Below are 26,738 nucleotides of genomic sequence, written 5' to 3'. Positions count from 1 at the left end.
CTTTCCTTTTGTTTAGACAGCTTCCTGCCTTTGCTTTCCTTGTTTTTTCATCCTGGAAGGTTCTGCTACTCTCCTCAGCACAGCGCCGCCCTGCCACACGGCCCCCAAACCAACTATCCTAGAAACGATGTCTCACGAGCCGAACGCCCTCGCATCTGCCTCCTCCGCCTATCTCCGTTCCGCCATTCACCAGCCGGTCCGCTGGCATCCCTGGAGCCCGGAGGCCTTCGATCGCGCTGCCCGCGAGAACAAGCCCATCCTGCTCGACATCGGCGCCGTCTGGTGCCATTGGTGCCACGTCATGGACCGCGAGTCCTACGAGAATCCCGAGACCGCGGCCGTTATCAACGAGCACTTCGTTGCCATTAAGGTTGACCGCGATGAGCGTCCTGACGTCGATACACGCTACCAGGCCGCCGTCTCCGCCATCAGTGGACAAGGCGGGTGGCCGCTGACCGCGTTCCTGACCCCGGAAGGGAAGCCGTTCTTCGGTGGAACCTACTTCCCGCCGCAGGACCAGTTCGGCCGGCCCGGCTTCCAGCGCGTCCTGCTCACCATGGCTCAGGCTTTCCATGAAAAGCCGCAGGATGTCTTCGAGTCGGCCTCCTCTGTCATGGAGGCCATCGAACAGAACGAGACCTTCTCCGGCCGCGGAGCCCGTGTCAGCGCCGATCTGGTCACCAAGATGACCACCGCCATCACCGGCATGTACGATGCCCGCCATGGCGGATTCGGATCGCAGCCCAAGTTCCCGCACTCCACCGCCATTGACCTGCTGCTGGACGCCGCCACACGCCCCGGCGCGGATGAAAAGATCCTCTCCTCAGCCCTCGGCACCCTCAGCGCCATCTCGCGCGGCGGTATTTACGACCACCTGGCCGGCGGCTTCCACCGCTACTCGGTCGACGAGCAGTGGATCGTCCCGCACTTCGAGAAGATGCTCTACGACAACGCGGGTCTGCTGGCCAACTACGCCCATGCGTTTCAGAGCTTCGCCGAACCCGAGGCCGCCCGCGTCGCCCGCGAAACCATTCTCTGGGTCGATACGTGGCTCTCCGACCGCGAGAACGGCGGTTTTTATGCCTCGCAGGATGCTGATATTAACCTGGACGACGACGGCGACTACTTCACCTGGACCGTCGATGAGGCCCGCGCCGTTCTTACGCCCGACGAACTGAAGATCGCCGCGTCGTTCTACGACATTGGCGACGTGGGCGACATGCAGCACAACACCGCAAAGAACGTTTTGCATGTTCGTCACCTGCTCCCGCAGATCGCCCAGCAGGCGCGCATCTCTCTCGAAGAGGCAAGATCGCTTCTGGTTTCCGCAAAAAAGAAGCTCTATGGCGCGCGCATGCAGCGCCCTACGCCTTATATCGACAAGACCATCTATACCGGATGGAACGCCATGATGATCTCGGCGTACATCGATACGGGCCGTTCGCTGGCTCTTCCTCCGGCCATCCACTTCGCCCTCAGGACGCTGGACCGTATCCTGGCCGCGGCCTGGAACCCCGAGGCCGAACTCTCCCACGTCGTCGCGTATGCCGACGGCTCCACACCGGCCGCGCCTGTTCCGGCAGTGCTCGACGACTATGCTTTTCTGGCTGCATCTTGTCTGGATGCATGGGAATGCAGCGGAAACCTGAAGTACTATCTTGCAGCAAAGCAGATTACCGACTACGTTCTCGCCCATTTCTGGGATGCTGCCGGACTCGGCTTTTTCGACATTCCAGCCACCGGGGAGCCGCTTCTTGGAGCGCTTTCCGCGCGGCGCAAGCCGCTTCAGGACGCTCCGACGCCTGCCGCCAATTCCACCATGGCTTCCGTGCTGGTCCGGCTGGAAGCTTTGACTGGCAATGCGGAGTACCGCGACCGAGCTTTCGATACGCTGGAGACCTTCGGCGGCATCGTGGAGCACTTCGGGCTCTATGCCGCCAGCTACGGTCTGGCGCTGCAACGGCTGGTGCAGCCCTCCGCGCAGGTGGTGATTGTGGGCGAAGATGATGCCGCAAAGATGCTCGAAATTGCCGCTTTAAGCCGCTATTCGGTGTCAAAAAGCGTCATTAAAATCACTTTTTCGCAGCTTGATGCGCTTCCTCCGGCACTTGCCGGAACCATTCCGAACCTTCCGGGGCTTGAGGCTGGCCGCAGTGTTGCCATTGTCTGCGCGGGCAAAACCTGCCATCCGCCGGTCTCCGATCCTGAGAGTCTGCTGGAACTGCTGAACCAGTCTCTCTAGCTCTCGCTGCCGGGAACCACCGGCGCTGCGTTGGGCAGCGTCGGGTCCGGCATGTTGACCATGATGGCGCTGGACGGAATGCCCAGCTTGATGCCTCCCTTGTCAAAGGCCAGGAGCATGCGCCGCCGCAGCTCCCGCAGGACGCCGTCCTTCTGGTTGGCGCGGACCTTGGTGTTCACCAGGTAGATCACCTCGCGGCCGTTGATCTTGTCCACGCCCAGCACCTTCGGGTCTTCAATGGCGACCTGGCGGAAGGCCATGTCGGTCCGTACCTCCAGGGCAACCTTCCCAAGCAGAGCCATGATTTTGTCCGGGTCTTCTCCGGCGTCGATGCTGACCTGCAGAGAAGCGACCGAATAGTCTCGCGAGAGGTTCTGCACGGTGGTGATCTGCGAGTTGGGGATGATGTTCTGCGTTCCGTCGCCGTCGCGCAGAATGGTGCAGCGCAGGCTCATGTCCTCCACGGTGCCGGTCAGGCCCGCCATTTTTACGGTGTCGCCCACGTTGAACTGATCTTCGATCAGGATGAAGATGCCGTTCAGCATGTCCTTGAAGATGGACTGCGCTCCAAAAGAGATACCCAGTCCGACGACGCCGGCGGAAGCCAGCAGGGGCTTCAGATCGATGTCGAAGATCGGCAGAATCTGCAGCAGAACATAGAAGCCAATGGCGCCATACCCGGTGGCGCGAAGCACTGACGACATGGTGCGAAGCTGCGAGGCGCGCTGCGAGTTGCCGACCTGGCGCTCCGCCATCAGCCGCATGCGCTTAACGAAAAACAGCGTGATGCGCTGCAGGATAAAACCAAATAACAGAATGAAGCCGATCTTCGGTAGATCGTGATGCAGGAAATTGCTCAGGTCTTCGTTCCACGAACGTTCCGGCTGTACTGTGCGAGTTTCTTGCGGGGCTGCTGCAGAAAGGTGCATCATAGGCTGGCTTCTATTTCACCACGGCTGTTGTTCAAGGGGGTCCCGATGAAGATCACACATGTATTGTTCCTGGGCTTTTTGGTAACAGCCGCCGCGGCGCAGCAGAGAAATCCGACGACAGGTGTTCCCGGCACTTCGACCGGACGTCCAAACGGTATGCCGGACGTGACCATGGGGGGGCCGGATGACCGTCAGCCGGTCTTTGACGCGCGCATGGAAAACCAGCGCGCCCGGATGCGCAATGACGACCGCCAGAAGAAGATTGTCGAAGACACGGAAAAGCTGTTATCCCTGGCCAGCCAGCTGAAGGAAGAGGTGGACAAGTCCGATAAGAACACCCTCTCCATCACGGTGATCAAGAAGGCGGAAGAGATTGAGAAGCTGGCCAAATCCGTCAAAGAACGCATGAAGGGCTAAGAGTCGCGGCAGGACCGGGAAGCTAGTGAATGCCCAGCGCAGCCGCCGCATTCACTACACCGTAGGGCATCGTAGCCGAGGAGATGGCTGTGTTGCGCAGTGTGTTGACGACAGTTGCCGCGCTCCAGCCGGGATGTGCCGCCATAACCAGTGCCGCGACTCCCGCCGCCAATGGAGCCGACGCGCTGGTTCCCATGGCTCGGACATACTGCTGGTGCCCAAGATTAAAGCAGCCGAAGCTATGCTGAGCAACTGAGGGCGCTCCATCGGAGGTGAATGGCTTGCCGTTGCTGCAGGCGGCTCGCACCCAGCCGGTCACGCCGGTATCGGAGCCAGCGGGATAGCTTCCGCCAGGGGCGGCGACGGCATTCAAGGGGGTTCCGCGGTTGCTGTAATAGGCCAGTGAGACCGGGCCAGCCTGGCAGGTGGCTCCCTTGGCTGTGTTCTCCGCGCAGGCCGGGTTGGTGGAAGCTACCACCGCCAGCACATCGCGTGCCTGCGCCGGCAGCTCCAGATAACGGGGATTGCTGAAATCAAATCCATCGTTACCCGCTGAGGCGACCAGAACAATGCCTGCCTGCGCCGCAGCGTGCGTCACGCGGTCGTACATGGTTTTCAGCCCCGCGCCGTCGCCTGTGTACAGGTCCACCATGGTGCCAAAGGGCATCACGATCACGTTGGCGTGGTTGTCGATGGCATCCTGAATGCCCTGGATCGTCCAGCTCAGCAGGCCGCTGGCCTGGCCGTTGGCGCACTGAAGGGCAGCATCCGGCGTACGCTGCAGTACCTTGATATTCAAAATCTGCGCCTGTGGAGCGACGCCGACGGTCAGCCCCGTATTTGCGCCATAGGCGCCGGCGGCGAGCGAAGCGGAGAAGGTTCCGTGGCCCTGTTGATCCTGCGGCGAGCCGTCATCGCAGGGACTTGGCTGTGCCGTCTGGTCAATCTCGGTCAGGTTCAGAGCAATGTTCGGTGCAATATCCGGGTGCTGCTGGTCTACCCCGGAGTCCAGCACAGCAATGCGGATCCCCGCACCCATGGTCAGGTTCCATGGGCCGTAGCTTGTCTGGCCCAGATAGCCTGCGCCATAGGCGCCCACCTGGGCGACGGCCCAACCCTGCGGGGAGCTGTAGTCGCTGTCCGCCGTGCTGTTTCCCGCGACGGGGAGGTTGCGCCATCCAGGCGGGTTGGCGGCTCCATGGCCCAAGGGATGCTTGTCGATGGGGAGATTTTCGGTCTGGATCCTGCTGGCTCGCACCACGCGATCCTGCAGAACGAACTCGACGTCCGGGTCGCGGGCCAGACTACGAACGTCCGCATCACTGGCCAGCGCAAAGGCATCGATGCCCAGGCCCGCGCTGTTCCGCCGGGTTGCCATTCCCATCCGTTGGCGCGCCGCAGCAACCTGCGCCTGCTGCGCACCCTGGCGGTAGACCACCAGGTAGCGGTGCGGCACAACATTGTTGAGCGGCGTCTGCGCCTGTGCCGTGATTGCGGCGCAAAGAAAGGTGAATCCAGACAGGCAGTTGCGAAGCATCGGCATCCCTCAGAAATGCGGGCAGTTGCCCACAGACGGGATCATCGGCAGACGGGGGGATTTGCGATAGGGTGAAGCGGTACAATCGAGAAGCAGATTACGATGCCTCGCAACGCCGCAGCAGCTACGTCCTCGAAGAAGGCTTCCGATTACGGTGGCCTAAGTCCGCAGCAACTCGTTGAGTTTTACCGCTACATGTATCTTTCGCGCCGGATTGACGACCGAGAGATCCTGCTGAAACGGCAGCAAAAAATCTTCTTCCAGATCTCCTGCGCCGGGCATGAAGCCCTGCAGGTGGCCGCCGGCTTCGCTCTGAAGCCGGGTTACGACTGGTTTGTGCCGTACTACCGCGACCGGGCCATCAGCCTGGTGCTTGGCCAGACGGCGGAAGACCAGTTGCTGCAGGCTGTGGGCGCCGCGACCGATCCGCAGAGCGGCGGCCGCCAGATGCCTTCGCACTGGACCAGCAAGAAGCTGCACATTGTCAGCCCGTCCTCGGCGACCGCGACCCAGTGCCTGCATGCTGTTGGCGTGGCAGAGGCTGGCCGCTACTTCAGCCAGAGGCCAGACGCCGCGAAGAAGGCCGATGGCGACTATCGCCAGTTCAAGGACGTGATCTTTTACAACGATGAGGTTGCATATACCTCCATCGGTGAAGGCTCGACCTCGCAGGGCGAGTTCTGGGAGTCGCTGAATACCGCCTCCAACAACAAGCTGCCGGTGCTGTTCCTGGTGGAAGACAACGGCTATGCCATCTCCACTCCGGTGGAGTGCAACACGCCGGGCGGCAACATCTCGCACCTGGTGGCGAACTTCCCGAACTTCTTTTTCGCCGAAGTCGACGGGACCGATGCTGTTGCCAGCTACAAGGCACTGACCGAGGCCGTTGCCTACTGCCGCAGCGGCAAAGGGCCGGCGCTGGTGCATGGCCACGTGATTCGCCCGTATTCGCACTCGCTGTCTGACGATGAGCGCGCCTACCGCACCGCTGCCGAGCTGGAAGCGGATGCTCTGCGCGATCCCATCGCCAGGATGCAGGCGTTCCTGATCCAGGAGGGAATTCTGGACCAGGAGGGCGTCACCGTGCTTGAAAAGAAAGTGGATGCCGAGGTGCAGCGTGCGGCAGATGCCGCCCTGACGGCTCCGATTCCGGCGGAAGATTCGATCCTGGTCCACCAGTATTCTGAAGACCTGAAGCCTACGGCGGATGTGTTTTCGACCGAGGCAAGGCCCGGTGCCGATACGACCGAGCGCACCATGGCCGACCTGATCAATGCCTGCCTGCATGACGAGATGCGGCGCGATGAACGCATCCTGGTCTTTGGCGAGGATGTTGCCGATGTCAGCCGTGAAGAAGGACTGCGCAAGGGCGAGCTCAAAGGCAAAGGCGGCGTCTTCAAGCTGACCCATGGCCTGCAGAAGGAGTTCGGCGGAGATCGCTGCTTCAACTCGCCCCTGGCGGAGGCCAATATTGTCGGTCGCGGTATCGGAATGGCTGTACGCGGTCTGAAGCCGGTTGTGGAGATTCAGTTCTTCGACTACATCTGGCCGGCTGTCCACCAGATGCGCAACGAGCTGAGCGTGATGCGCTGGCGCTCGAATGGCACCTTCTCTTCGCCGATGGTCATTCGCTGCCCGATTGGCGGCTACCTGACCGGTGGATCGATCTATCACTCGCAGTCGGGCGAGAGCATTTTCACGCATACCCCGGGTATCCGTGTTGTGATGCCGTCGAACGCGCTGGATGCGAACGGGCTTCTACGTACGGCCATCCGTTGCGACGACCCGGTACTCTTCCTGGAGCACAAACGGCTGTATCGCGAGCCGATCTCCAAGGGTGTGTATCCGGGGCCGGAGTACATGATTCCGTTCGGCAAGGCGAAGATCGTCAAGCCGGGCAAGCATCTGACGGTGGTCACCTATGGCGCCGTAGTTCCGCGCACACTGCAGGCCGCAGCCCGATTGGAGCGCGAGACCGGGGTGAGCGCGGAGGTCATCGACCTGCGTTCTCTCTCGCCGTATGACTGGGAAGCGATCGCCGAGTCGGTCCGCAAGACGAGCCGGGTGCTGATTGCGCATGAGGACATGATCAGCTGGGGCTATGGGGCGGAGATTGCCGCTCGCATCGCCGACGAGCTGTTCCATGATCTGGACGCTCCGGTGCGCCGCGTTGCGGGCATGGATACCTTTGTGGCCTACCAGCCGGTGCTGGAGGACATCATCCTGCCCCAGCCGGAGAAGATCTACGCCGCGATGAAAGACCTGGCGGAGTTCTAAAAACCAGTAGAAATTTCTGCACAAACGGCAACTTGTGGGGGAGAATTGGTTCCTTCCCCCACAGGTGACCGTTATGCTTCGTTCCAATTCCAGTTTCCGTGCTCTCTGTTCCGCCGCGCTTTGCTGTCTGCTGGCCGGTCAGCCCCTGTTGGCGGAAGAGGCGGCGAGGCCGCAGGCGCCCAACCGCCTTACAGGGCAGGAGCGTGTTCGCTACGCGCTGAATCGCCTTACCTTTGGTCCACGACCGGGCGACCTGGAAGCTGTCGAAAAGACCGGCCTTGACCGGTGGTTCGAGCAGCAGCTCCATCCTTCTGCCATAGACGACACGGCGATGCTTGCGCGTCTGGAAGCCTATCCGGCGATGAAACTGAGCACGGCCGAGTTGATGAGGCGGTTTCCCAGCCCCCAGATGATCCGCGTTCTGGAGCGCACCGGGGCTCCCTTGCCAGGCGACCCGGCGGAGAGGGCCATCTACCGCAGCCAGATCGAGCAGTACAGACTGCGCACCGCTGCGCAGCAGCAGGGGCAGGATGTGGCCCAGATGCAACCGCAGAACGATATGGCGGGTGACGATGCGGCTTCCAAGCGGGATGCGCGCATGCTGGCGGCAGGCGTTCAGCCGGGGCAGCCGCAGCGACTTGCCCGGGAGCTGTCGGGGATGCCTCCCCAGGAGCGCTTTGATCGCATCCTGAACCTGGATACGAGTGATCTGATGGCTCTGCGCATGATCGGACAGCAAAAGCTGCCCGCCCTTGTCGAAGGCATGACACCCGAGCAGAAGGAGACGCTCGCTGCTTTAGGGGGCACCGCGCGTCTGGTTGGAGCGGAGTTGATGGAGCAGCGTCTTATCCGCGAGATTTACTCGACGCACCAGCTGGAAGAGGTGATGACCAGCTTCTGGACAAACCACTTCAACGTCTACCTCCGTAAGAACGCACAGGAACCGTACTACCTGCCGAGCTACGAGCGGGATGTGATCCGCCCCCGCGCCCTGGGCAACTTTGAAGACCTTCTGGTGGCAGTGGCGAAGAGTCCGGCCATGCTGGTTTACCTCGACAACTTCCAAAGCACCGGACCGAAGTCGCAGGCGGCGACGCGCCAGCCGCTCTTGCAGCGTGCATCCGCGCAGCAGCGGCCCACGGGGCTGAATGAAAACTACGCACGCGAACTGATGGAACTGCATACGCTGGGCGTGAACGGCGGCTATACGCAAAAGGACGTAACCGAGGTGGCGAAGGTCTTTACCGGATGGACGCTCGATCCGGGGTTCCGGCCACAGCAGGAGATTCGCCGGAGTGTGTTCGGCGGCCGTCAGCAGGCGGCCCGGCAGATCGGCATGAATATCGCCTCGGCAAACCAGTTTGCCTTTCTCGAACGCCGCCATGAACCGGGCTCGAAGACGGTGCTTGGCGTAACGATCCAGGAAAGTGGCGAACAGGAAGGGCTCCAGGTTCTGCACATCCTGGCGACAAGTCCCGCTACGGCGCACTTCCTCAGCGAAAAGCTGGCGGAGCGTTTCGTCAGCGATCATCCCATCCCGAAGCTGGTCGATAAGATGGCGGCCAGTTTTACGCGCTCGCACGGCGAGATCAAAGCGGTGTTGAAGACGATGTTCGATGCTCCGGAGTTCTGGGCGGCTTCGAACGATGAGGCCAAATTCAAGACGCCGGAAGAGTTCCTGGTCAGCGCTGTGCGAGCCACCGGAGCCGAAGTGGAGAACCCGCTGCCGCTGGTGCAGGCCATGAACACGCTCGGAATGCCACTGTATGGCGCTCAGCCGCCGACCGGATACAAGAGTGACCAGGAGACATGGCTGAATACAGCCGCGCTGGTCAATCGCATGAACTTCGGCATCCGCCTGGGTCACAGTCTGCCGGGCGTGCTGGTGGGCAACCCGGCCACCAGCGGTAACTCGGATGAGACCAGGGAGAAGGCGTTGGAGATCGCCCTGCTGGGGCGTCCGGCGAGTGCCGGGACACGGAAAACCGTACTTGAACAGTTCCGCAACTCCGGCCTGCAAGCCCAGGCGGAGAAAGACTTTATGGCATCTCCTGAGCAGGGAAGTCAGATGCAGGCAAATCCCGGGGCAAGGCCTCCGCGGCCGGTAGTTCCGGCATCGAATCTGGATGATCAGACGGCCAACATGATTGGCCTACTGATCGGGTCACCGGAGTTTCAGCGGCGTTAGGGGTCGTTGGGAGAAGCGGATTCCAAGATGACAAAAAACAAGAAAGCAGCGGCGCTCAGGACTAAAGAACGAGAGGAATTCTGAAACTTAGGGTCTGTACCTGTAGAAGAAAGCACGTCCTACAGTAAAGACGGCGAGGTTCTGGCGATGAGCATTACACGGCGTGGATTCATGAAGGGCGGCGCGCTGGCGCTGGTGGGTACCTCCACCATCCCTGCGTTTCTGACTCGGTCCGTTATGGCGGAGGTCAATACCGCCGCAGCAAACAAGAAGAAGCTGGTTGTGCTCTTCCAGCGCGGTGCTGCAGATGGCCTGAACATCGTGGTGCCCTACAAGGAGAAGAACTACTACGCCATGCGTCCGTCGCTGGCCATCAAGCCGGAGCAGGTGCTGGATCTGGATGGCTTCTTCGGTCTGCATCCCTCCATGGCCGCCTTCAAACCGCTCTACGAGCAGGGACACCTTGCGGTGGTGCACGCGACCGGATCGCCGGATACGACACGTTCACATTTCGACGCTCAGGACTTCATGGAAAGCGGTACACCCGGCCTGAAAGCTACGCAGGATGGATGGTTGAACCGAGCTTTGCAGGAAGAGTTACTGCGCGGACAGAGTTCTCCCTTCCGCGCCGTTGCTTTGGGGGGACAGGTGCCGCGCACGCTGCAGGGCAAGTTGCCGGCGATCGCCATCAGCAACCTGCAGGACTTCTCCGTCGGTGGCCGCGGCCCGAATCCTTCACCGATGTCGAATGCCTTCCAGCAGATGTATGCCGATAGCGTAGACGCTGTGTTGCATGGCACAGGGCAGGAGACCTTTGAAGCGGTGAAGATGCTGAAATCCGCCGATCCGGCGCATTACACGCCGGCGAATGGAGCGGTGTACCCCAACACGCCTTTCGGCAACAGCATGAAGCAGATTGCGCAGTTGTTGAAGGCGAACCTTGGTGTGGAAGCTGCGTTTGCCGATATTGGCGACTGGGACACGCACCAGAACCAGGGAAACATCAACGGCCGTCTCGCCAATCGTCTTAAGGAGTTCTCAGAATCGATTGCGGCCTTCTGGAAGGACATGGGAGACGACACCGAGAACATCACTCTGGTGACGATGAGTGAGTTTGGCCGCACTGCGCGACAGAATGGCACGGGCGGCACCGATCATGGTCACGGCAATGTCATGTTCGTGCTGGGCGGACAGGTGAAGGGCGGAAAGGTCTACTGCAAATGGCCTGGACTGGAGAACGAGCAGTTGAACGAAGGCCGCGATCTAGCCATCACGACGGACTTCCGCCGTGTACTGGGTGAGGCGGCGTACAAGACGCTCGGAGCGAAAGACCTGAAGCTCGTATTCCCGAATACGAACGTGCAAAGCAATGATTTCCTGAACTTTTTATGAGTCGTTGCCGTTAAGTGAGATATCAGATGAGTGTGAGACAACTTTTCCAGTTCACAAGCGTCTGATGAAGTGTTGTCAATCAACGCAGCTTGGGTTACCGACTACGACTTGAGCTTCCAATATCCGCACCATCACTCCCTCCCATTTGGGGCTCCCGGAATATCGGGAGCCCTCACTTCTTTAAGGCGGATGGGATGGTAAAAGCCTGGGGCTTTTCGATGGAAGAGCAGCAAGGTTGTAGAGGACTGCAGATACTGAAGGACCGTCAGCCCAGCCCACCATCCAACTAGTCGAGACCGATGCGTCGATCCAGTGCCAGGGCTCCGGGGCCGAAGCTGGCGATCATCAGGGCCATGACGGTAAGCGCCAGCGGATACTGCGATGCCTGGTAGCCATGGTGCAGTGTGACCAGGCAGATGGCGAAAATCATGTTGACGGCGCCAAGGATGGCCCAGAAGCGCGTCAGCAGGCCCAGCAGAAGACAGATGCCGCCGAGGAACTCCGTGATGGCGGATACGTAGCCGAGCCAGTACGGCATGCCGAGCGAATGAACGAAAGCGGCGTGATGATTCAGAGCGGACAGTGCGCCCGCGCCGTGTGCGGGAATCACCTTGCTCCATCCCCAATAGGCAAGCGCAAAGCCGAGCGCGAGGCGCAGCAACAGCGCGGTGGTGGGTTGGAAGCTTTCAAGCCACTTGCTCATGGAGATAGTTAACCGTCCCTGCGTGTCTGATTGCCAGTGGAAAGCTGTGCAGGGAACCGGGTTGGTTAGCATGGAGAGAAGAGGTTTCTGTTCATGTCGCAATGGGTACGTTTGTGTTCGATCGGTGAGGCTCCGGAAGAGGGCAAGGCGATGCAGGTAACAACTCCGGAGGGCGTTGACGTGTGTCTTGCACGGCATGGAGGCGATCTGCACGCCCTGGACAACTGGTGCCCGCACCGTCGTGGGCCACTGGGTGAGGGCTGGGTTGAAGGTGGAGCCGTGGTGTGCCCGTGGCACGCCTGGGCCTTCGACCTGAAGACCGGTGTGGCGCATCCGCCGGAGCGAGCCAAGGTCGATGTATTTCCGGTGAAAACCGAAGGCGAGGATGTACTGGTGGATCTTGCCTAGCAGAGGGAGGTTTGGAGGGCGTGATTTGCGTGCCATATCCAACCCTCGAAACAAGAAATCGGCATGATCAAAGAAGGTCCGGCAAATCGCCGGTCCTTCGTCTTTGTGAAGCGGCTAAAAGCTGATAAAATCGATTGAATCCACTCCCTGGAGAGGCGATGCAAGCCATCCTAGCGCTCGAAGACGGGCGCATCTTTCGCGGTAAAGGTTTCGGCGCCAAAGCCGAATGCTATGGAGAGGTCGTTTTCAATACATCGTTGACCGGATACCAGGAGATCTTCACCGATCCCTCGTACGCCGGGCAGATTGTTGTATTGACGAACCCCCAGATCGGAAACTATGGCACCACTCCCAGCGATGCAGAGGCGTCCCGCCCCTACATTGAAGGTTTGGTCGTCCGTGAGTTTTCTCCTATTAGTTCCAACTGGCGTTCCACGCAGGTGACGGACGAGTATCTGGAGCGTTATAACGTTCCCGTGATCTCGGATATCGACACCCGTGCCGTGGTTCGTCACCTGCGCAACCATGGTGTCATGCGCGGCGTCATTTCGACGCTTGAGACGGATGCCGAAAAGCTCGTTGCAAAGGCGCGGGCGATCAAGAAGATGGAAGGCACCGACCTGGCGTCGGTGGTCACCACCAAGACCATCTACGAGTTCGACGCTGAAGATCCGCGCAACCAGGCAGGCGATCCGCTGCTGCCGCAGGCGCGCGACTCCAAGGGCGAACCGCTGCACGTCGTTGCCTACGACTTCGGTATCAAGCAGAACATCCTGCGCATGCTTACGCGCGAGGGCTGCCGTGTCACGGTCGTTCCCGCGACCACGTCTGCAGAAGATGTTCTGGCGATGAACCCCGATGGCATCTTCTTCTCGAATGGCCCCGGAGACCCTGAGCCGCTGGAGTATGCCATTGAGAACGCCCGCAAGCTGAAGGGCCAGAAGCCGATGTTCGGCATCTGCCTGGGCCACCAGATCTTTGGCCTGGCGCTGGGCGGCAAGACCTACAAGCTGAAGTTCGGTCATCATGGCGGAAACCACCCCATCATGAATAAGCAGACCGAGAAGGTTGAGATCACGGCGCAGAACCACAACTTCAACGTCGATCCGGCAAGCCTGCCGGCTGATGTTGCGGTGACGCACGTGAACCTGAACGATGAGACGCTGGCCGGTCTGAAGCATAAGACCGATCCGATGTTCAGCGTGCAGTATCACCCGGAGGCAAGCCCCGGGCCGCACGACTCGCATTATCTCTTCCAGGATTTCCGGAAGATGATGGAGGAGTGGAAGAAGTGATTCGGTTCCTGACAAAAACAGCGGTGGTGGTGTTTTTCGCCCCCGCTGTTTTTTCAGGAGAAAAAGCAAAAGAGTTGAAGCAGTTCTTTTGTGTGCAGAGTTCCCAGCGCGAGTGGGGCATGCAGAAGTATCCGCCTCTTATCAATCCTCGGGCTCGCACAATCTACAGCGAACTATGGGCCTCCGGAACGATGATTGAGCGGGTCAGGCTACGAAGGTTTGAACGGAACCGCGACCTTATCTTTGAGTATCACTTTGATGTTGCGGGAAATCTAAAGTCGATTCGGGCCTCGTTGAGTTATTGGGGTTACTGGGTTGCAGAGTCAGATTTGGTGATTCAGGATGGAAATATCCTGCCACCCAGCATGGTGCGCTATTACAAGTCGCGTGTGGTTGAAGGTGAAGACCGCCGGCCGACAATGGCGAACCCGGACGAGAAGAGCCGCTACGTGGACGAACTCAGTACGGCTCCTCCATGGACGAATGCGCAGGAAACGCCCTGTGCCAACAAGTTGAGTTAGGAAGAGAGACGCAATGCCACGCAGGAATGACATCGCGAAGATTCTGGTGATCGGCTCCGGGCCGATTGTGATTGGACAGTCGGCTGAGTTCGACTACTCCGGCACGCAGGCGTGCAAGGCGCTGAAGGCGGAGGGGTATGAAGTGGTGCTGGTGAACTCGAACCCGGCCTCCATCATGACCGATCCTGAGGTTGCCGACCGCACCTACATTGAACCTCTTTCGGCGGCGTACGTGGAAGAGATTCTGCGCGTCGAGGCCGAGATGCTGACCGAGAGCGGCAAGCCCGGCAAGTTTGCCGTGCTCCCGACCGTTGGCGGTCAGACGGCGCTGAACCTTGCCGTGGACCTGGCTGATGCCGGTGTACTCGACAAGTTCGGTGTGGAGCTGATCGGCGCCAAACTGGACGCCATCAAGAAGGCCGAAGACCGTCTGCTGTTCAAGGACGCGATGAACAAGATCGGTCTCGACATGCCTCGCTCGGCGCTGGTGAACAACCTGCGCGACGGCATGGAGTTTACGCAGAAAATCGGCTTTCCGGCGGTCATCCGTCCCTCGTTCACGCTGGGTGGATCGGGCGGCGGCATTGCCTACAACCGCGAAGAGCTGATGGAGATTCTGTCCCGCGGAATCGATCTGTCGCCCGTACACGAGTGCCTGATCGAAGAGAGCGTGCTCGGATGGAAAGAGTATGAGCTTGAGGTTGTCCGTGATCTGAAGGACAACGTCATCATCATCTGCTCGATTGAGAACTTCGATCCGATGGGCGTCCACACCGGCGATTCGATCACGGTGGCTCCTGCGCAGACGTTGACCGACCGCGAGTACCAGATGATGCGCGACGCCGCTATCAAGGTGATTCGCGAGATTGGTGTTGAGACTGGCGGAAGCAACGTGCAGTTCGCCGTCAATCCGCAGAACGGCCGCATGACCGTCATCGAGATGAACCCGCGCGTCTCGCGTTCGTCGGCACTTGCGTCGAAGGCCACAGGCTTCCCGATTGCGAAGATCGCCGCGCGCCTGGCCGTCGGCTACACACTGGACGAGATCAAGAACGACATCACCAAGGCAACGCCTGCATGCTTCGAGCCGACGATTGATTACGTCGTCGTGAAGTTCCCGAAGTGGCAGTTCGAGAAGTTCCCCGGAACCGACGAAGGCCTCGGGCCCCAGATGAAGTCCGTCGGCGAAGTGATGGCGATTGGCCGCACCTTCAAGGAAGCGATGTTCAAGGCTGTCCGCTCGCTGGAGACCGGCAAGAAGGCCTCCGCTGCTGACATTGAGCCGCGCCGCCTGACGCAGCGCCTGGTTACGCCGCACCCGGACCGCTTCAACTACGTTCGCTATGCCTTTGAGAAGGGCATGAGCGTCCGCGAGGTTTCGCGCCTGACCGGTATGGACCCGTGGTTCCTGTACCAGGTGAAGCAGGTGGTGGACGAGATTGCGGCGATCGGCGCAAAGCCGATGGACGAGGTCACGGCCGACGATCTGCGGACCGCCAAGCGCATGGGCATCTCCGATGACCGGCTGGCGGCGGGATGGGGCCTGGAAGGAAAGACCGCCGGTATCCAGGTAATGGACCTGCGTAAGAAGCTGGGTATCACTCCGGTCTACAAGCTGGTGGACACCTGCGCCGCGGAGTTCGAGAGCTTCACTCCATACTTCTACTCCTGCTATGACGAGGAAGATGAAGCTACGCCGACTGCGAAGAAGAAGGTCATCATTCTTGGCTCCGGACCGAACCGCATCGGGCAGGGCATTGAGTTCGATTACTGCTGCTGCCATGCCGCCTTCGCTCTGAAGGACGACGGTTACGAAACCATCATGGTCAACTGCAACCCGGAGACGGTTTCGACCGACTACGACACGGCAGACCGGCTGTACTTCGAGCCGCTGACCTACGAGGACGTCCTCGCTGTCTACGAGCATGAAGCCGCGAACGGCGCGGAGATCGGCATGATCGTGCAGTTCGGCGGACAGACTCCGCTGAATCTGGCTCTGCCGCTGAAGGCCGCCGGCGTACCGATCATCGGTACCTCGCCGGAGTCGATCGATCTGGCGGAAGACCGCAAGCGCTTCGGCAAACTGATTGAAGAGCTGGAGATTCCGCAGCCGCAGGGCGCTATCGCGACCTCGGTCAACGAAGCTCTGGAAGGCGCCAACCGCGTTGGCTACCCGGTTCTGGTACGTCCTTCGTATGTGCTCGGTGGCCGCGCCATGGTCATCGCCTATGACGATGAAGCCATTGTGAAGTACATGAGCACCGCGATCGAGTACTCGCAGGAGCGCCCGGTGCTGATCGACCACTTCCTCGAGGATGCAACCGAGGTGGACGTCGATGCTCTGTGCGACGGCAAGGATGTCATCATCGCCGGCATCATGCAGCACATTGAAGAGGCCGGTATCCACTCGGGCGACTCATCCTGCGTACTGCCCGCGGTGGATCTGACGCCGGAGGTGCTGGACACCATTCGCGTCTACACGCGCAAGCTGGCGCTCTCGCTCAACGTCATCGGCCTGGTGAACATCCAGTTCGCCATCCAGCATGGCAAGGTCTATGTCATCGAGGTCAACCCGCGCGCTTCGCGTACAGTACCGTATGTCTCGAAGGCTACCGGCATTCCGCTTGCGAAGATCGCATCGCGCCTGATGATTGGCAAGACGCTGGCTGAGTTGCTGCCGGCTGAACTGGCCAGCGGCAAGGACCTTGGCACCGGAGACCACTTCTTCGTCAAGAGCCCGGTCTTCCCGTGGGGCAAGTTCCCAGGAGTGGACACGGTTCTCGGGCCGGAGATGAAGTCGACCGGCGAGGTGATGGGTGTGGCCGATAACTTCGGCGAAGCCTTCGCTAAGGCGCAGCTCTCGGCCGGACAGGTGCTTCCGAAGAAGGGCAACGTCTTTATCAGCGTGAATGAGCATGATAAGCAGCATGTAGTCGCCTTGGCACGCCAGTTCCGCGAGATGGGCTTCCATATCGTGGCGACGCACGGCACGGCGGACGTGCTGGAAGATGCCGGCCTGCAGGTGGAGCGTGTGTACAAGGTGAAGGAAGGCCGTCCGAACGTGGTCGACTACATCAAGGGCGAGCGCATTCAGCTCATCGTCAACACACCGCGCGGACAGGACACCTTCTTCGACGAGAAGGCCATTCGCCGCGCCGCTGTGCTGGCGCGCATTCCGACTATCACCACCATTGCGGCGGCACGCGCTGCCGCGGAGGGAATCGATTCTCTCCAGGGTGGAGAGGTGAATGTAAAGGCCCTCCAGGCACTGCACGCGGAGCGCGAGCCGGTGAAGGCGTAACCCTTTGTAAAACTGGACCAAACACGAAGGGCGTGAGCACATGGCTCACGCCCTTCGTGTTTTTCGAAAAGAATTAGTCTTCCGTCTTGGGCAGGCCGAGGTTGGCTCCAAGGGAATACGAAACCAGCGACAGCGGCAGCCATGTGCCCACGGCGAAGCCGTAGCCGCCCATCAGGCCGCTGGGATTCGCGAGATTAAAGAAGGTGCGGTAGAGCTTCTCCACGGCACCGCAACCATTGCACAGGCCGGGGCCCGTTGGCAGGTCCAGCACGTAGACACAGACGATGGAAAACATCAGCAGGCCAGAGATCCAGATGTGGCGTGCAACCTCGTTCCTGATGACCTTGGAGAGGCCAAAACCTACGATAATCGCGGCCAGAAAGATGATTGCGGTACACAGCAGCTTGGGCTGCGTCGCGTCGGGATCGGGCTGCGAAAGGCCGAAGACGGCAACCACGACCACGACGACCAGGAAGGCCAGAAGGCTATGGGCCACAAACCACAGGGCCTCAACCCCCAGGTCGCCCGCAGACTTTCCACCTACGTCTTCAAACTCTTCTGCCATATAGTGATGCGTCGTCTCCCCTGATTAAACTGTGTGGCTTCCCATACACGGTACGACATTGCAGGACCGTTGGGAAATAAGCTTTCGTGTTATTGCCATGCAAACGGGCAACCGGTAGAAAGCGCACTAAAATAATGTTCATGCTGCTTGATGGACTGCATATTCCTGCCGCCACTCCGTTTTATCCCGATGGCCGCGTGTATTTGCGCAAGCTGGAACACAATGTTGCGCACTATGCGATGACGCCTGCCGCGGGCATCGCTCTTCTTGCCGGACCCGGTGAGCCGGAGATGCTGACCGATGCGGAGACGCGTGAGGTGCTGGCCGTTGCTGCCCGTGCGGCATCGCCGGAGAAGGTTCTGTGGGCTGGCGCAGGTCGCCCCAGTGTGGCTGCAACGCTGGAACTGATTCAGTATGCCGCCGGCCTTGGCTATGACGTCGCCCTGGTGCAGGTGCCTGCGCTGCGGCCCGATGTGTACTTTGCCCCCGTGGCAGATGCGAGCGAGTTACCTGTCGTGATTCTGGATGCCGAGGCGAAACTCTCCTCAGAAGAGATTGCTTCGCTGTCGCGGCATCCGCGGATATTCGGCGTTGTGACCGGTACGGACGATATCGCGGGCGTACTCTCCGCCACTGCAGATGCTCCGAAAAGGGACGTCGTGGTCACGCCGATTTTTGCCGCTGTGACCGGACGAATGCTTGCGACTGATCGCAATGAGACGGGGACTTTTGTGAATGCAGGCGCGTTGTCAGAGGGAGGCACGGCTGTTGCTGTGGCCCCATCAAAGCCAGCCATGAAGACACGTACCCGAAACGTGGGCTTCCAGGTGATCGCTGCCGCGGATGCAGGCATGGTGGACGCCCTGGCGTCCGGTGCCCAGGGGCTGCTGACGGCCTTTACCGCCAGCGCTCCGCAGGCCTGCCACGAGGTGTATGCCGCGTGGAAGGACGGAGACCCTAAGCTGGCTGCTGAGAAGCAGACCCGCATTGCGGCGCCGGCGAAGGGAATTGTTGAGGGCCTGGGGATTGCCGGTGTGAAGTACGCGGCGGACCTGACGGGATATTACGGCGGAACGCCCCGGCTGCCTCGCCTGCCGCTTACGGCGGATCAGCGTGCCGAGGTGGAAGGTCTGATGTACGGCATCCGCAGTTAGTTGGCGGCGCGCTTCAGGCCATTCAGCTTGACGCGCGCCTGATTCGCTTCCGGCGTTCCGGGATAGCGTGCGATCAACGCGCGCAACTCACGGGCGCCTGCAGCCTCCTGCCTGGTAGCGATCAGGGCATAGCCCTTGTGCAGATGAGAGAGGGCGATCTTGTTGTTGCCCGGATACTGCTCCAGCACCTTGTCATAGAACTTGATGGCGGAAGGGAACTTCCCGGCGCGGTAGTCGATCTCGCCTAGGTAGAAGTTCGCGTTTCCGGACAGAGCGTTGTCCGGGTAGAACTGGATCACCCGGTTGAACTCTGCCGACGCCAGGGCATACTTGGCGGCAACATAATCCGAGTACGCGGTCTGGTACAGGTCGCTGACCGGGGGGGCTGATTCCGCCACCGGCTGCTGTGCGGCATTTGGGTCGACGCCCTGGCTCATCGGCGTGCCTGCGGCAGGTTTACCGCCCTTGCGGGGAGTCGGTGTAGCTGCCGGCGGAGGTGTGTAGGGAACAGCGGTATCCGGTACAGGGTTCGCACCGGCAGGAGGCATGTTCGAACCGCCTGAGGGAACTCCGTTATCCAGCTTGGCGTTGATGGACTGCTGCTGGTTCTGCAGGTCGCTCAGTGCCTTTTCCATGCGGCCAAGACGGGCCTTCAGCTCATCCATGGAGTCGTTGAGGGACTGCACCTGGTTGCTGAGCTGTTCGGTCTTTCCTGCCTCGGTCTCCGAACTGGTCGACATCTGTTTCTGCAGCGTATTGACGGAGACCGACATGCGGTTGACGGAGTCGGCGGTCTGCTGCACCAGGTCGCGGAGAACGCCCATGCGCTCATCGTTGGCCTGCTGCAGGCGCGCGACGGACTCCTGCAACTGCTGCACCTGGGTCTGCAGTTGCACCATGTCCTTGTTGACGGCAAATGCCGGGGAGACGAAAAGCGAGCAGGCGAACAGGGCTGCAGGTGCAATGCGCAGAAGCTTCATGGCGGGTTTCCTCAAACGCTATGGACGCGGAAAAGGCGCTTGCAGCGGGCAAGCGCCTCTCCGGGTTGTTGGTTCCAGTCTACGACGCGCGGACTAGCGGTCGAGCGAGAACTGTGCACGGCGGTTCTGCTGCCAGCAGGCCTCGGTCTGGTCGGTGCAGAACTGCTTTTCCTTGCCGTAGCTGATAACGCGGATGCGCGAGGGAGCGACACCAGCGTTGACCAGGGAGGTCTTCGCGGCATTGGCGCGGTTTTCGCCCAGGGCCAGGTTGTACTCCGCCGATCCACGCTCGTCGCAGTAGCCGCCGATGACCACCTTGATGGCCGGATGAGCGGCCAGGTAGCTGGCAGAGGCCGAGATGGAGCCCTGCGCATCGGTGCGAACGTCGTAGCTGTCGTAATCGAAGAAGATGTCCTGCACGTTGCGAGCGAACTCGGCGTCCGTACCCATGTCGGCATTGGCGGTCGGCACGGTCGGGGTCTCAGGAACACGCACGGTCACGCGAACGTTGGCCTCTGCCGTACCGCCATCGCCCTTGGCCACCAGGTGGAAGTTGGTCGAGCTGGAGGGGGTCACCGTCTGGGTACCGTTCACGTTGACAGCGCCGATGCCGTCAATGGTGACCGAGGTCGCATTGGTGGTGCGCCAGTTCAGAACCACGGACTGACCCAGATCGATGGCCAGCGGCTCAGCGGTGATGTTGGCCGTTGGTGCAGGGCTGGCCGGAACATCGGGAGCGGTATACGGCGGGGGAGCCGAAGCCTTCTTGTGGCATCCGGCAGCGCCAAAAGCCAGCGCAATAGCCAGAACGGTCATCTTGCGAAGAGCGGATACGTTCATTGGAAATCTTTCCTCCTGCCTCGGCGCGTTCCAATCACGGCCGGGCCCTACCTACATGTTTGATTCAATTCCGTTGATACATTGCTGCAAAGCATCGACTAAATTTGCGAAAGGCGGTTATTTCCAGCTCCAGTTGGGCATGTCGTTGCCGCCATTTGTGGTCAGGCGGCGCTTCTGCGTGCCATCCGCCAGCATGGTCCAGATCTCCATCTTGCCGCTGGCGGTGCTGGCGTAAACGATGTGGCGGCCATCGGGCGACCACGACGGGAAGTCGCAGCGTCCGTTGTCATGCGTCACCTGGACCCAGCGGTACGACCCGCCGGCTCCGGGGGAGACTTCCTGAACGTAGATATCCTGGCCGCCCGGTGCTCCGGGACCGTACTTGCGGTTCCACGCGAAGGTGAGGAACTGGCCATTGGGGGACCATGAGGGTGAGGTGGCGTAGCCGATATCGGTCAGGCGGGTTACTCCTGCGCCGTCCGCATCCATGATGTAGAGCTGGGGAAGGCCGCTGCGGCCGCTGATCCAGGCAATCTGCGCGTTGGTACGCGGGTTCCAGACTGGGGAGACATCCGGTCCGCGGAAGCTGGTTACGCGGTGGGCGCCGTTGCCATTCGCGTCGGTCACCCAGATTTCAGGGTCGCCCGTGCGTGAGCTGGAGAAGGCGAGATTCGCTCCCGTGGAAGACCACGCCGGAGACAGGTTCGTACCCCCGAAGATGGGGAAGCCAACCATGCGGCCAAGTACCAGCGAGTACATGCGAATTCCCCAGCCATCCTTGCCCAGCGATGAGAAGGCGATGCGCGTGTTGTCCGGAGAAATACGCGGCGAAAGGGAAACCGTTCCAAGATGGGTGATCTGGTGCTGGTTGGCGCCGTCGTAGTCCATCATCCAGATCTCTTTGGAGCCTCCGGCCTGGTGGACGTAGACGATCTTTGTCTCGGCAATGCCGGGAACGCCGCCACCCAGCCGGAAGATAATCTCATCGGCGAAGCGGTGGGCAATCTGGCGAGCCGAGTCGTCGGTGGCATCTTCGGTGTACTGTTTGGCCAGCACCTGCGGGTACTGTACGTTCTTGGCGTCGAACAGCCAGCCGTTGACGACGAGTTTGCCGGACTGCACGGTCGCCGATCCAAAGGCGACCATGGCGGCGTTGACCGGGGCAGCTCCCCACTGCTGAACGTTCATCTCGCTGGGAGCGCCCGGTGTGAGCTGCGGCAGCATGCTCTTCGAAACCAGGTCAAACAAACCGGCATTGCCCAGATCGGCATAAAACACGGAATCGAAGGTGCGCTTCAGCGCAGCCGCATCGGCGGAGCCCTGCTTGAAGTCAGCGGCCGCGATGCGGATCTTGTCGACGCCGGTGCTGGTTTCGGTCTTGAACCAGTCCTGGGCACGCGCCGGTACAGCCGCGGTAACGACAGCGGCCACGAACGCTAGAAGAACGTTGAACTTACGCGACGGACTTTGCATTCTCATTCCTATGGTATGACGAAATCTCATCCGGTTTGATGCGGATAACGTCAGTGTGGCTGGTAATGAAAGGTGTACTCCACCGTGATGTGGTCGCCGGCGGGCAGGGGACCGAAGCCATCCACCCGCTCCAATGCATGCTGTGCTGATGCATCGAGCGACGGCGAGCCCGAGCGTTGCCCCATGCGGACGTTGCTTGGTGTGCCGTCCCGCAGAATGTCAAAAATAATGGTCACGCTGCGTCCCACGGAGGCGCGAGGGTCCGCTTCCTGGGTGAACCAGTTCCGGGCGACCGTGCGGTTCACAACGTTGACGTAGTAGGCGTACCGCGCTCCGAAAGCGGAGTCCTGTACGGCAACCGAGGCCGTCCCGTTGGTCACCTGCATGGTCGACTGCGCAATACGAACGCCGGAGGTTTCGCCTGTCTGGGCTACGTTCGGCTTGGGAGGAGTGACCGGCTGCGGATGCTTGGGCGGCGCAGGAGTCTCCTTTTCCGCCACCTGCGGCTTCTTCGGCGTCTGTTTGACCGGGATAGGAATTTCATCGGCTTTGGGCGGAGTTACCGTCTCAGGCTTGGCCTCTTTAGGTGCGGGACTCGGCGTCTCGGAGGTCAGAACCTGCTTTTCGTCAAAGCGCTGGGTGTTGGGCAGTGGAATGGCCGAGACCATGGAGGCCTGGATGGCGCTGGTCTGCGCCGAGGCCGCGCCCCAGGTATCGCCGCGATGGGTGATATAGCCCGCGGCCACCACGCCGCCGAGAATCAGGGCGTGCAGAATCACTGACCCGGCGATATTGCCGCCGAGCGGGTCCTGTTCCGTCCATGTGCGGTCGTTCGGCATGGCTACTTCTCGATGGGCTGGGTCACGATGCTGATGTTGGTGATTCCGGCCTGTTTCACCGCGTCCATTACTGAGGCGAAGGCGCCGAAGGGAACGCGCTCGTCGGCACGCAGGTAGATGATCTTCTTTGCCGGGTCAGACGAGCCGCGGCGCAGCAACCCCGGCAGCTCATTGACGTTGACCGGCTTGTCCTGCAGAAAGACCTGCTGGTCCTTGTTGATGGTGACCACCTGCCGCTCCTCGGTTACCTGGTTGACCGAGCGCGTTTTGGGCACAGCCACGTCAATGCCGGACTGCAGCACCGGCGCGGTGAGCATGAAGATAAGCAGCAATACCAGCACGACGTCAATCAGCGGCGTCATGTTGATCTCTGCGAGCGAGGTCTGCGTCTTACCGCCGCTGGAGAAAGCCATGGTTGCGTGTCTCCCTTAGTACTGGCGCACCCGGCGCTCCTCGACTGGAGGTGCGGCAGGTGGCTGGGCCATGGCTGCGTTTTCGATCGCCGAGAGCAGTTCGCGGCCGAAGTCATCCATCCGCGAGCCGAACTCCCGCAGGCGAGCGGTGAACTGGTTGTAGCCGATTACCGCCGGAATCGCGACGACCAGGCCCGCAGCGGTCGTGATCAGCGCCTCGGAGATACCCGGAGCCACGGCGCGCAGCGTTGCCGCACCCTGGGTTCCCAGGCCATGGAAGGCGTCAATAATGCCCATGACGGTGCCGAAAAGGCCGACAAACGGCGCAATTGCGGCGATCGTCGCCAGCCAGGTCAGACGGGATTCCAGCCGGGTCAGCGCCTCGGAGGAGGCCGTCTGCGCCGCGCGTTCCAGGGCGAGCGGGTTGCGGGGAAGTCCGCGACCGCCGGTCTGGCGCTGGTACTCGTCGTTGATCTCAGCAAAGACACTGACCAGCGGCGACGGCTTGAACTGCTCGGCGACAGTGGCAATCTCGCTCAGCCGGTTGGACTTGCGGAAGGCCCGGACAAAACGCTGCGACTGGGTTTGCGCGCGACGGAAGCCGGACCATTTGGAGAAGATGATCGCCCACGAGAAAACACTCCCGAGCGCCAGCAACACCAGCACGCCCAGAGCAATGGGGCCGGAGTTGTGGATCATCTCCACAATGGCGGAGCTATTGCCCGCGGAGGGTGAAAGCGGCGCAGCCTGTTGATCGGCGGCGGTCTCCTGCAAACGCAGGAGGAAGGAGGCGAACAGGTGCATTGGGCTCATCGTCATCACAGAAATGCTTATTACCAGTGTAAACGCGCAAAATGTGCAGAAGGTTGTGCGGGGTTCCCAGTTTGGTGCATCTGTTTGTTATGCTCAGGCAGCCATGCTGTTGGAATTACGAGCCGAAAACTATGCCGTAATGGACCACGCTGTTGCTGGGTTCGGTCCCGGCCTGAATCTACTTACCGGCGAAACCGGCGCCGGAAAATCCATTTTGATTGACGCTTTGGCGCTGCTGATGGGCGGAAAAGCCTCAAGCGACGTGGTGCGTCACGGTGCCGAGAAGGCTGTCGTGAGCTGCGTCTTTGAGGCCACGCCAGGTTCGGAGGCGCTGCTGGAAGCCAATGGCATTGATATCGAGGGCCATGAAATTCTGCTGCGCCGCGAGATTGCCCTGAACGGCAAGGGGCGCGTCTGGGTGAATAACCAGCCGGCGACGGTTGCTGTTCTGCGCCAGCTTGCGCCGGAGCTTGCCCTGATCCATGCCCAGAGCGATACGCTGGCCGCCTTTGACCAGGCCCAGCAGCGCGGTCTTCTGGATCGCTATCTGGGCGAGGGAACAGCCGTCTTCACCGAGGTGAGCACCACCTATAAGAAGTGGAGCGAAGCAGGCAATCGCCTGCGCGAGCTGGAAGGCGATGAGCAGGACCGTCTTCGTTCGGCCGACCTGTGGAGCTTCCAGGCGAAGGAGATTGAAGAGGCAGCGATTACGGGGCCGGAGGAAGACACCGCTCTCGAAGCCGAGAAGCGCGTTCTGGCTAATGCAGAAAAGCTGTACTCCTGCGCTATGAATGCGCTTGACCAGCTCTATGAGGGCGAAGGCGCAGCAGCCTCCAAGCTGACGTCGGCACTGCGGCAGGTGGAGGAGTTAGCTCGCTTTGAGCCACAGTTTATCGATCCTGCCCAGCAGCTTGCCGGAGCCAAGGCCTCCGTGGAGGAAGCCGGTGCGCTGTTGCGGGACTACGCCGACAACATCAACGCCTCGCCCGAGCGACTGGAAGAGATTGAGGACCGGCTTGCCCTCCTGGACCGTTTGAAACGCAAGTACGGACGCACGCTGGCCGAGGTGATTGCGCACGGGGACGAGGTGACCCGCAGGCTCAGCGAGATTGAGAACCGGGACGAACTGGTAAAGCAGGCCCGCAAGCTGGTGGACGCAGCCGCGCTGGAGTTCCGGGCAGCCGCAGGGCGCCTGACCGCCGAACGCAAGTCCGCCGCGGCGCGGTTGGAAAAGGTCGCCGAAAAGCAGATCAACGATCTGGCGATGAAGGTCCGCTTCGAGGTCCGCGTGAACTGGAACGAGGACGAGAGCGCGTGGACGACGCATGGCTGGGACACGATCAGCTTCCTGATTGCCACCAACGTCGGAGCGCCGCTGGCTCCGCTGACGGAGATTGCTTCGGGCGGCGAAATGTCGCGCGTGATGCTGGCCCTGAAGGTCTCCGTCGAGGACGGCGCCAGCAAGCTGCGCAAGAAGACGCCGCTGCCGCGCACGCTGATCTTTGACGAAATCGACATCGGAATCGGGGGGCGCGCTGCAGAGGCGGTGGGCCGCAAGCTGAAGCAGTTGAGCCAGGGCCAGCAGGTGCTTTGCATTACCCACCTGCCACAGATCGCCGCGTTTGCCGATACCCACCTGGTGATTGAGAAGACGGTTAAGGCCAACAAGACCCGCACGGGTGTCCGCGAGATGTCCGATGAGGAGCGCGTGGACGAGATTGCCCGCATGTTGAGCGGCGCAACCATCACCGACGCCAGCCGCAGGAATGCCGAACAGATGATCGCCGAATCAACCGTCGAATAACAGGATGAGGAACGCATGCGCACTCTGAAGTGGACAGTTCTGGTGCTGTTGGTCGCTGTGGTTGTGGTGCTGGGCGGGCTGGAGACCGCCCATTGGACGCTGCCACTTGAGAATACGCAGCAGGCAAAGTTTGACTCCATCATTGTGCTGGGCACACCGTCCAAGGCTGACGGCACGCCATCGCCGGAGCAGCGCGAGCGCGTGCTGGAAGGAGTACGCCAGTGGAAGGCCGGGGTTGCGCCGGTCCTCATCATGACGGGCGGAGCCGCGCACAACAAGTGGACTGAAGCACACTCAATGGCTGTCTACGCCGAGCAGCAGGGAGTTCCGGCCTCGGCGGTGATTGAGGAAGGCCAGGCGCAGAACACCGTGCAGAACATCTACTATTCCAACCAGATCCTGCAGGCGCATGGCTGGCACTCGGCGGAGGTGGTCAGCAGCAAGAGCCATCTGCCGCGCGCGGGCATGATTCTCTCGCATTATCCGGCGATCAAGTGGAAGGTGGATGGCTCCGCCAGACCAGCCGAGTACGGCTGGTGGCGCGAGGCGGTCTTTGAGTTCAACGAGGCACAGTACTGCTGGACGCTGCGGCGTAAAGGGTTTCCGAAGTCGAAGTTTATGCCGCAGTAGAGTTGGATAGCGTG

22 protein-coding genes are annotated in these 26,738 nt (G+C 60.8%); 12 read left to right on the top strand and 10 right to left on the bottom strand.

The annotated features are described in order from the left end of the window. The first annotated feature begins 127 nt into the window (after positions 1-127). Positions 128-2,242: a thioredoxin domain-containing protein gene (locus tag OHL13_RS06765; RefSeq protein WP_263409370.1), complete on the top strand. Its 2,115-nt coding sequence runs from the start codon at positions 128-130 to the stop codon at positions 2,240-2,242. Here OHL13_RS06765 and OHL13_RS06760 read toward each other — a convergent pair. After that, positions 2,239-3,174 carry a mechanosensitive ion channel family protein gene (locus tag OHL13_RS06760; RefSeq protein WP_263409369.1) on the bottom strand — a complete coding sequence of 312 codons (936 nt, stop codon included), beginning with the start codon at positions 3,172-3,174 and terminating at the stop codon, positions 2,239-2,241. The two genes, OHL13_RS06765 and OHL13_RS06760, sit on opposite strands and share 4 nt — an antisense overlap. Before the next feature lie 45 nt (positions 3,175-3,219). Between OHL13_RS06760 and OHL13_RS06755 the strand changes: the two genes are divergently transcribed. Then, on the top strand, positions 3,220-3,591 hold the full coding sequence (locus OHL13_RS06755) for a hypothetical protein (RefSeq protein ID WP_263409368.1): 372 nt from the start codon (positions 3,220-3,222) through the stop codon (positions 3,589-3,591). Between the two features lie 22 nt (positions 3,592-3,613). Here the strand turns inward: OHL13_RS06755 and OHL13_RS06750 are convergent, their stop codons facing one another. Next, complete coding sequence (locus tag OHL13_RS06750; protein WP_263409367.1) at positions 3,614-5,134, bottom strand: S8 family peptidase; 1,521 nt, start codon at positions 5,132-5,134, stop codon at positions 3,614-3,616. Positions 5,135-5,230: 96 nt separating this feature from the next. On the opposite strand from OHL13_RS06750, the gene OHL13_RS06745 reads away from it, so the two are divergent. The 3 genes from OHL13_RS06745 (at position 5,231) to OHL13_RS06735 (ending at position 10,985) form a co-directional block, all read left to right on the top strand. After that, entirely contained in the window at positions 5,231-7,405 is a 2,175-nt protein-coding gene (locus tag OHL13_RS06745) for an alpha-ketoacid dehydrogenase subunit alpha/beta (protein WP_263409366.1), read from the top strand. 73 nt (positions 7,406-7,478) lie between these two features. Beyond that, positions 7,479-9,593 (top strand): DUF1800 domain-containing protein, encoded by a 2,115-nt coding sequence (locus OHL13_RS06740; protein WP_263409365.1) that lies wholly within the window; start codon positions 7,479-7,481, stop codon positions 9,591-9,593. 147 nt (positions 9,594-9,740) lie between these two features. Further along, positions 9,741-10,985 (top strand): DUF1501 domain-containing protein, encoded by a 1,245-nt coding sequence (locus tag OHL13_RS06735; protein ID WP_263409364.1) that lies wholly within the window; start codon positions 9,741-9,743, stop codon positions 10,983-10,985. Between the two features lie 286 nt (positions 10,986-11,271). Here the strand turns inward: OHL13_RS06735 and OHL13_RS06730 are convergent, their stop codons facing one another. Continuing rightward, positions 11,272-11,688 (bottom strand): DoxX family protein, encoded by a 417-nt coding sequence (locus tag OHL13_RS06730; protein ID WP_263409363.1) that lies wholly within the window; start codon positions 11,686-11,688, stop codon positions 11,272-11,274. A gap of 93 nt (positions 11,689-11,781) precedes the next feature. On the opposite strand from OHL13_RS06730, the gene OHL13_RS06725 reads away from it, so the two are divergent. From OHL13_RS06725 to carB, 4 genes are all read left to right on the top strand, one after another. Beyond that, positions 11,782-12,096, top strand: coding sequence for a Rieske (2Fe-2S) protein (locus OHL13_RS06725; RefSeq protein ID WP_263409362.1), 315 nt, complete (start codon positions 11,782-11,784; stop codon positions 12,094-12,096). Positions 12,097-12,254: 158 nt separating this feature from the next. After that, positions 12,255-13,391, top strand: coding sequence for a glutamine-hydrolyzing carbamoyl-phosphate synthase small subunit (gene carA / locus OHL13_RS06720; protein ID WP_263409361.1), 1,137 nt, complete (start codon positions 12,255-12,257; stop codon positions 13,389-13,391). After that, positions 13,379-13,912 (top strand): hypothetical protein, encoded by a 534-nt coding sequence (locus tag OHL13_RS06715; protein ID WP_263409360.1) that lies wholly within the window; start codon positions 13,379-13,381, stop codon positions 13,910-13,912. Before carA ends, OHL13_RS06715 begins: the two co-directional genes overlap by 13 nt. Before the next feature lie 13 nt (positions 13,913-13,925). Next, a complete protein-coding gene (gene carB / locus OHL13_RS06710; protein ID WP_263409359.1) occupies positions 13,926-17,213 on the top strand; it encodes a carbamoyl-phosphate synthase large subunit in 3,288 nt (1,095 codons plus the stop codon). Between the two features lie 73 nt (positions 17,214-17,286). On the opposite strand, the gene OHL13_RS06705 is transcribed toward carB, so the two are convergent. Further along, positions 17,287-17,778: a hypothetical protein gene (locus tag OHL13_RS06705; RefSeq protein ID WP_263409358.1), complete on the bottom strand. Its 492-nt coding sequence runs from the start codon at positions 17,776-17,778 to the stop codon at positions 17,287-17,289. Positions 17,779-17,912: 134 nt separating this feature from the next. On the opposite strand from OHL13_RS06705, the gene OHL13_RS06700 reads away from it, so the two are divergent. Next, positions 17,913-18,932 (top strand): dihydrodipicolinate synthase family protein, encoded by a 1,020-nt coding sequence (locus OHL13_RS06700; RefSeq protein WP_263409357.1) that lies wholly within the window; start codon positions 17,913-17,915, stop codon positions 18,930-18,932. Here OHL13_RS06700 and OHL13_RS06695 read toward each other — a convergent pair. The 6 genes from OHL13_RS06695 to OHL13_RS06670 all read right to left on the bottom strand — a co-directional run bounded on the left by OHL13_RS06695 (position 18,929) and on the right by OHL13_RS06670 (position 24,290). Beyond that, entirely contained in the window at positions 18,929-19,912 is a 984-nt protein-coding gene (locus OHL13_RS06695; protein ID WP_263409356.1) for a tetratricopeptide repeat protein, read from the bottom strand. The genes OHL13_RS06700 and OHL13_RS06695 overlap by 4 nt on opposite strands. Before the next feature lie 93 nt (positions 19,913-20,005). Continuing rightward, a complete protein-coding gene (pal, locus tag OHL13_RS06690; RefSeq protein WP_263409355.1) occupies positions 20,006-20,752 on the bottom strand; it encodes a peptidoglycan-associated lipoprotein Pal in 747 nt (248 codons plus the stop codon). Between the two features lie 117 nt (positions 20,753-20,869). Further along, positions 20,870-22,225 (bottom strand): Tol-Pal system beta propeller repeat protein TolB, encoded by a 1,356-nt coding sequence (gene tolB / locus OHL13_RS06685; protein WP_263409354.1) that lies wholly within the window; start codon positions 22,223-22,225, stop codon positions 20,870-20,872. Positions 22,226-22,275: 50 nt separating this feature from the next. After that, positions 22,276-23,064, bottom strand: a complete 789-nt coding sequence (locus OHL13_RS06680) for a TonB family protein (protein WP_263409353.1) — start codon at positions 23,062-23,064, stop codon at positions 22,276-22,278. A 2-nt stretch (positions 23,065-23,066) separates the two neighbouring features. Then, a complete protein-coding gene (locus OHL13_RS06675; protein WP_263409352.1) occupies positions 23,067-23,477 on the bottom strand; it encodes an ExbD/TolR family protein in 411 nt (136 codons plus the stop codon). 15 nt (positions 23,478-23,492) lie between these two features. After that, positions 23,493-24,290, bottom strand: coding sequence for a MotA/TolQ/ExbB proton channel family protein (locus OHL13_RS06670; protein ID WP_399256066.1), 798 nt, complete (start codon positions 24,288-24,290; stop codon positions 23,493-23,495). Positions 24,291-24,393: 103 nt separating this feature from the next. Here OHL13_RS06670 and recN point away from each other — a divergent pair, with 103 nt between their 5' ends. Both recN and OHL13_RS06660 read left to right on the top strand, forming a co-directional pair. Then, positions 24,394-26,094, top strand: coding sequence for a DNA repair protein RecN (gene recN, locus OHL13_RS06665; protein ID WP_263409350.1), 1,701 nt, complete (start codon positions 24,394-24,396; stop codon positions 26,092-26,094). A 15-nt stretch (positions 26,095-26,109) separates the two neighbouring features. Then, entirely contained in the window at positions 26,110-26,724 is a 615-nt protein-coding gene (locus OHL13_RS06660) for a YdcF family protein (protein WP_263409349.1), read from the top strand. Positions 26,725-26,738: the final 14 nt, after the last annotated feature.

Source organism: Terriglobus tenax (assembly GCF_025685395.1).
In the GTDB taxonomy this organism is placed as follows: Bacteria; Acidobacteriota; Terriglobia; order Terriglobales; family Acidobacteriaceae; genus Terriglobus; species Terriglobus tenax.
Note: the sequence above shows the minus strand (reverse complement) of the source record. Positions and strands in the feature narration are given on the sequence as shown.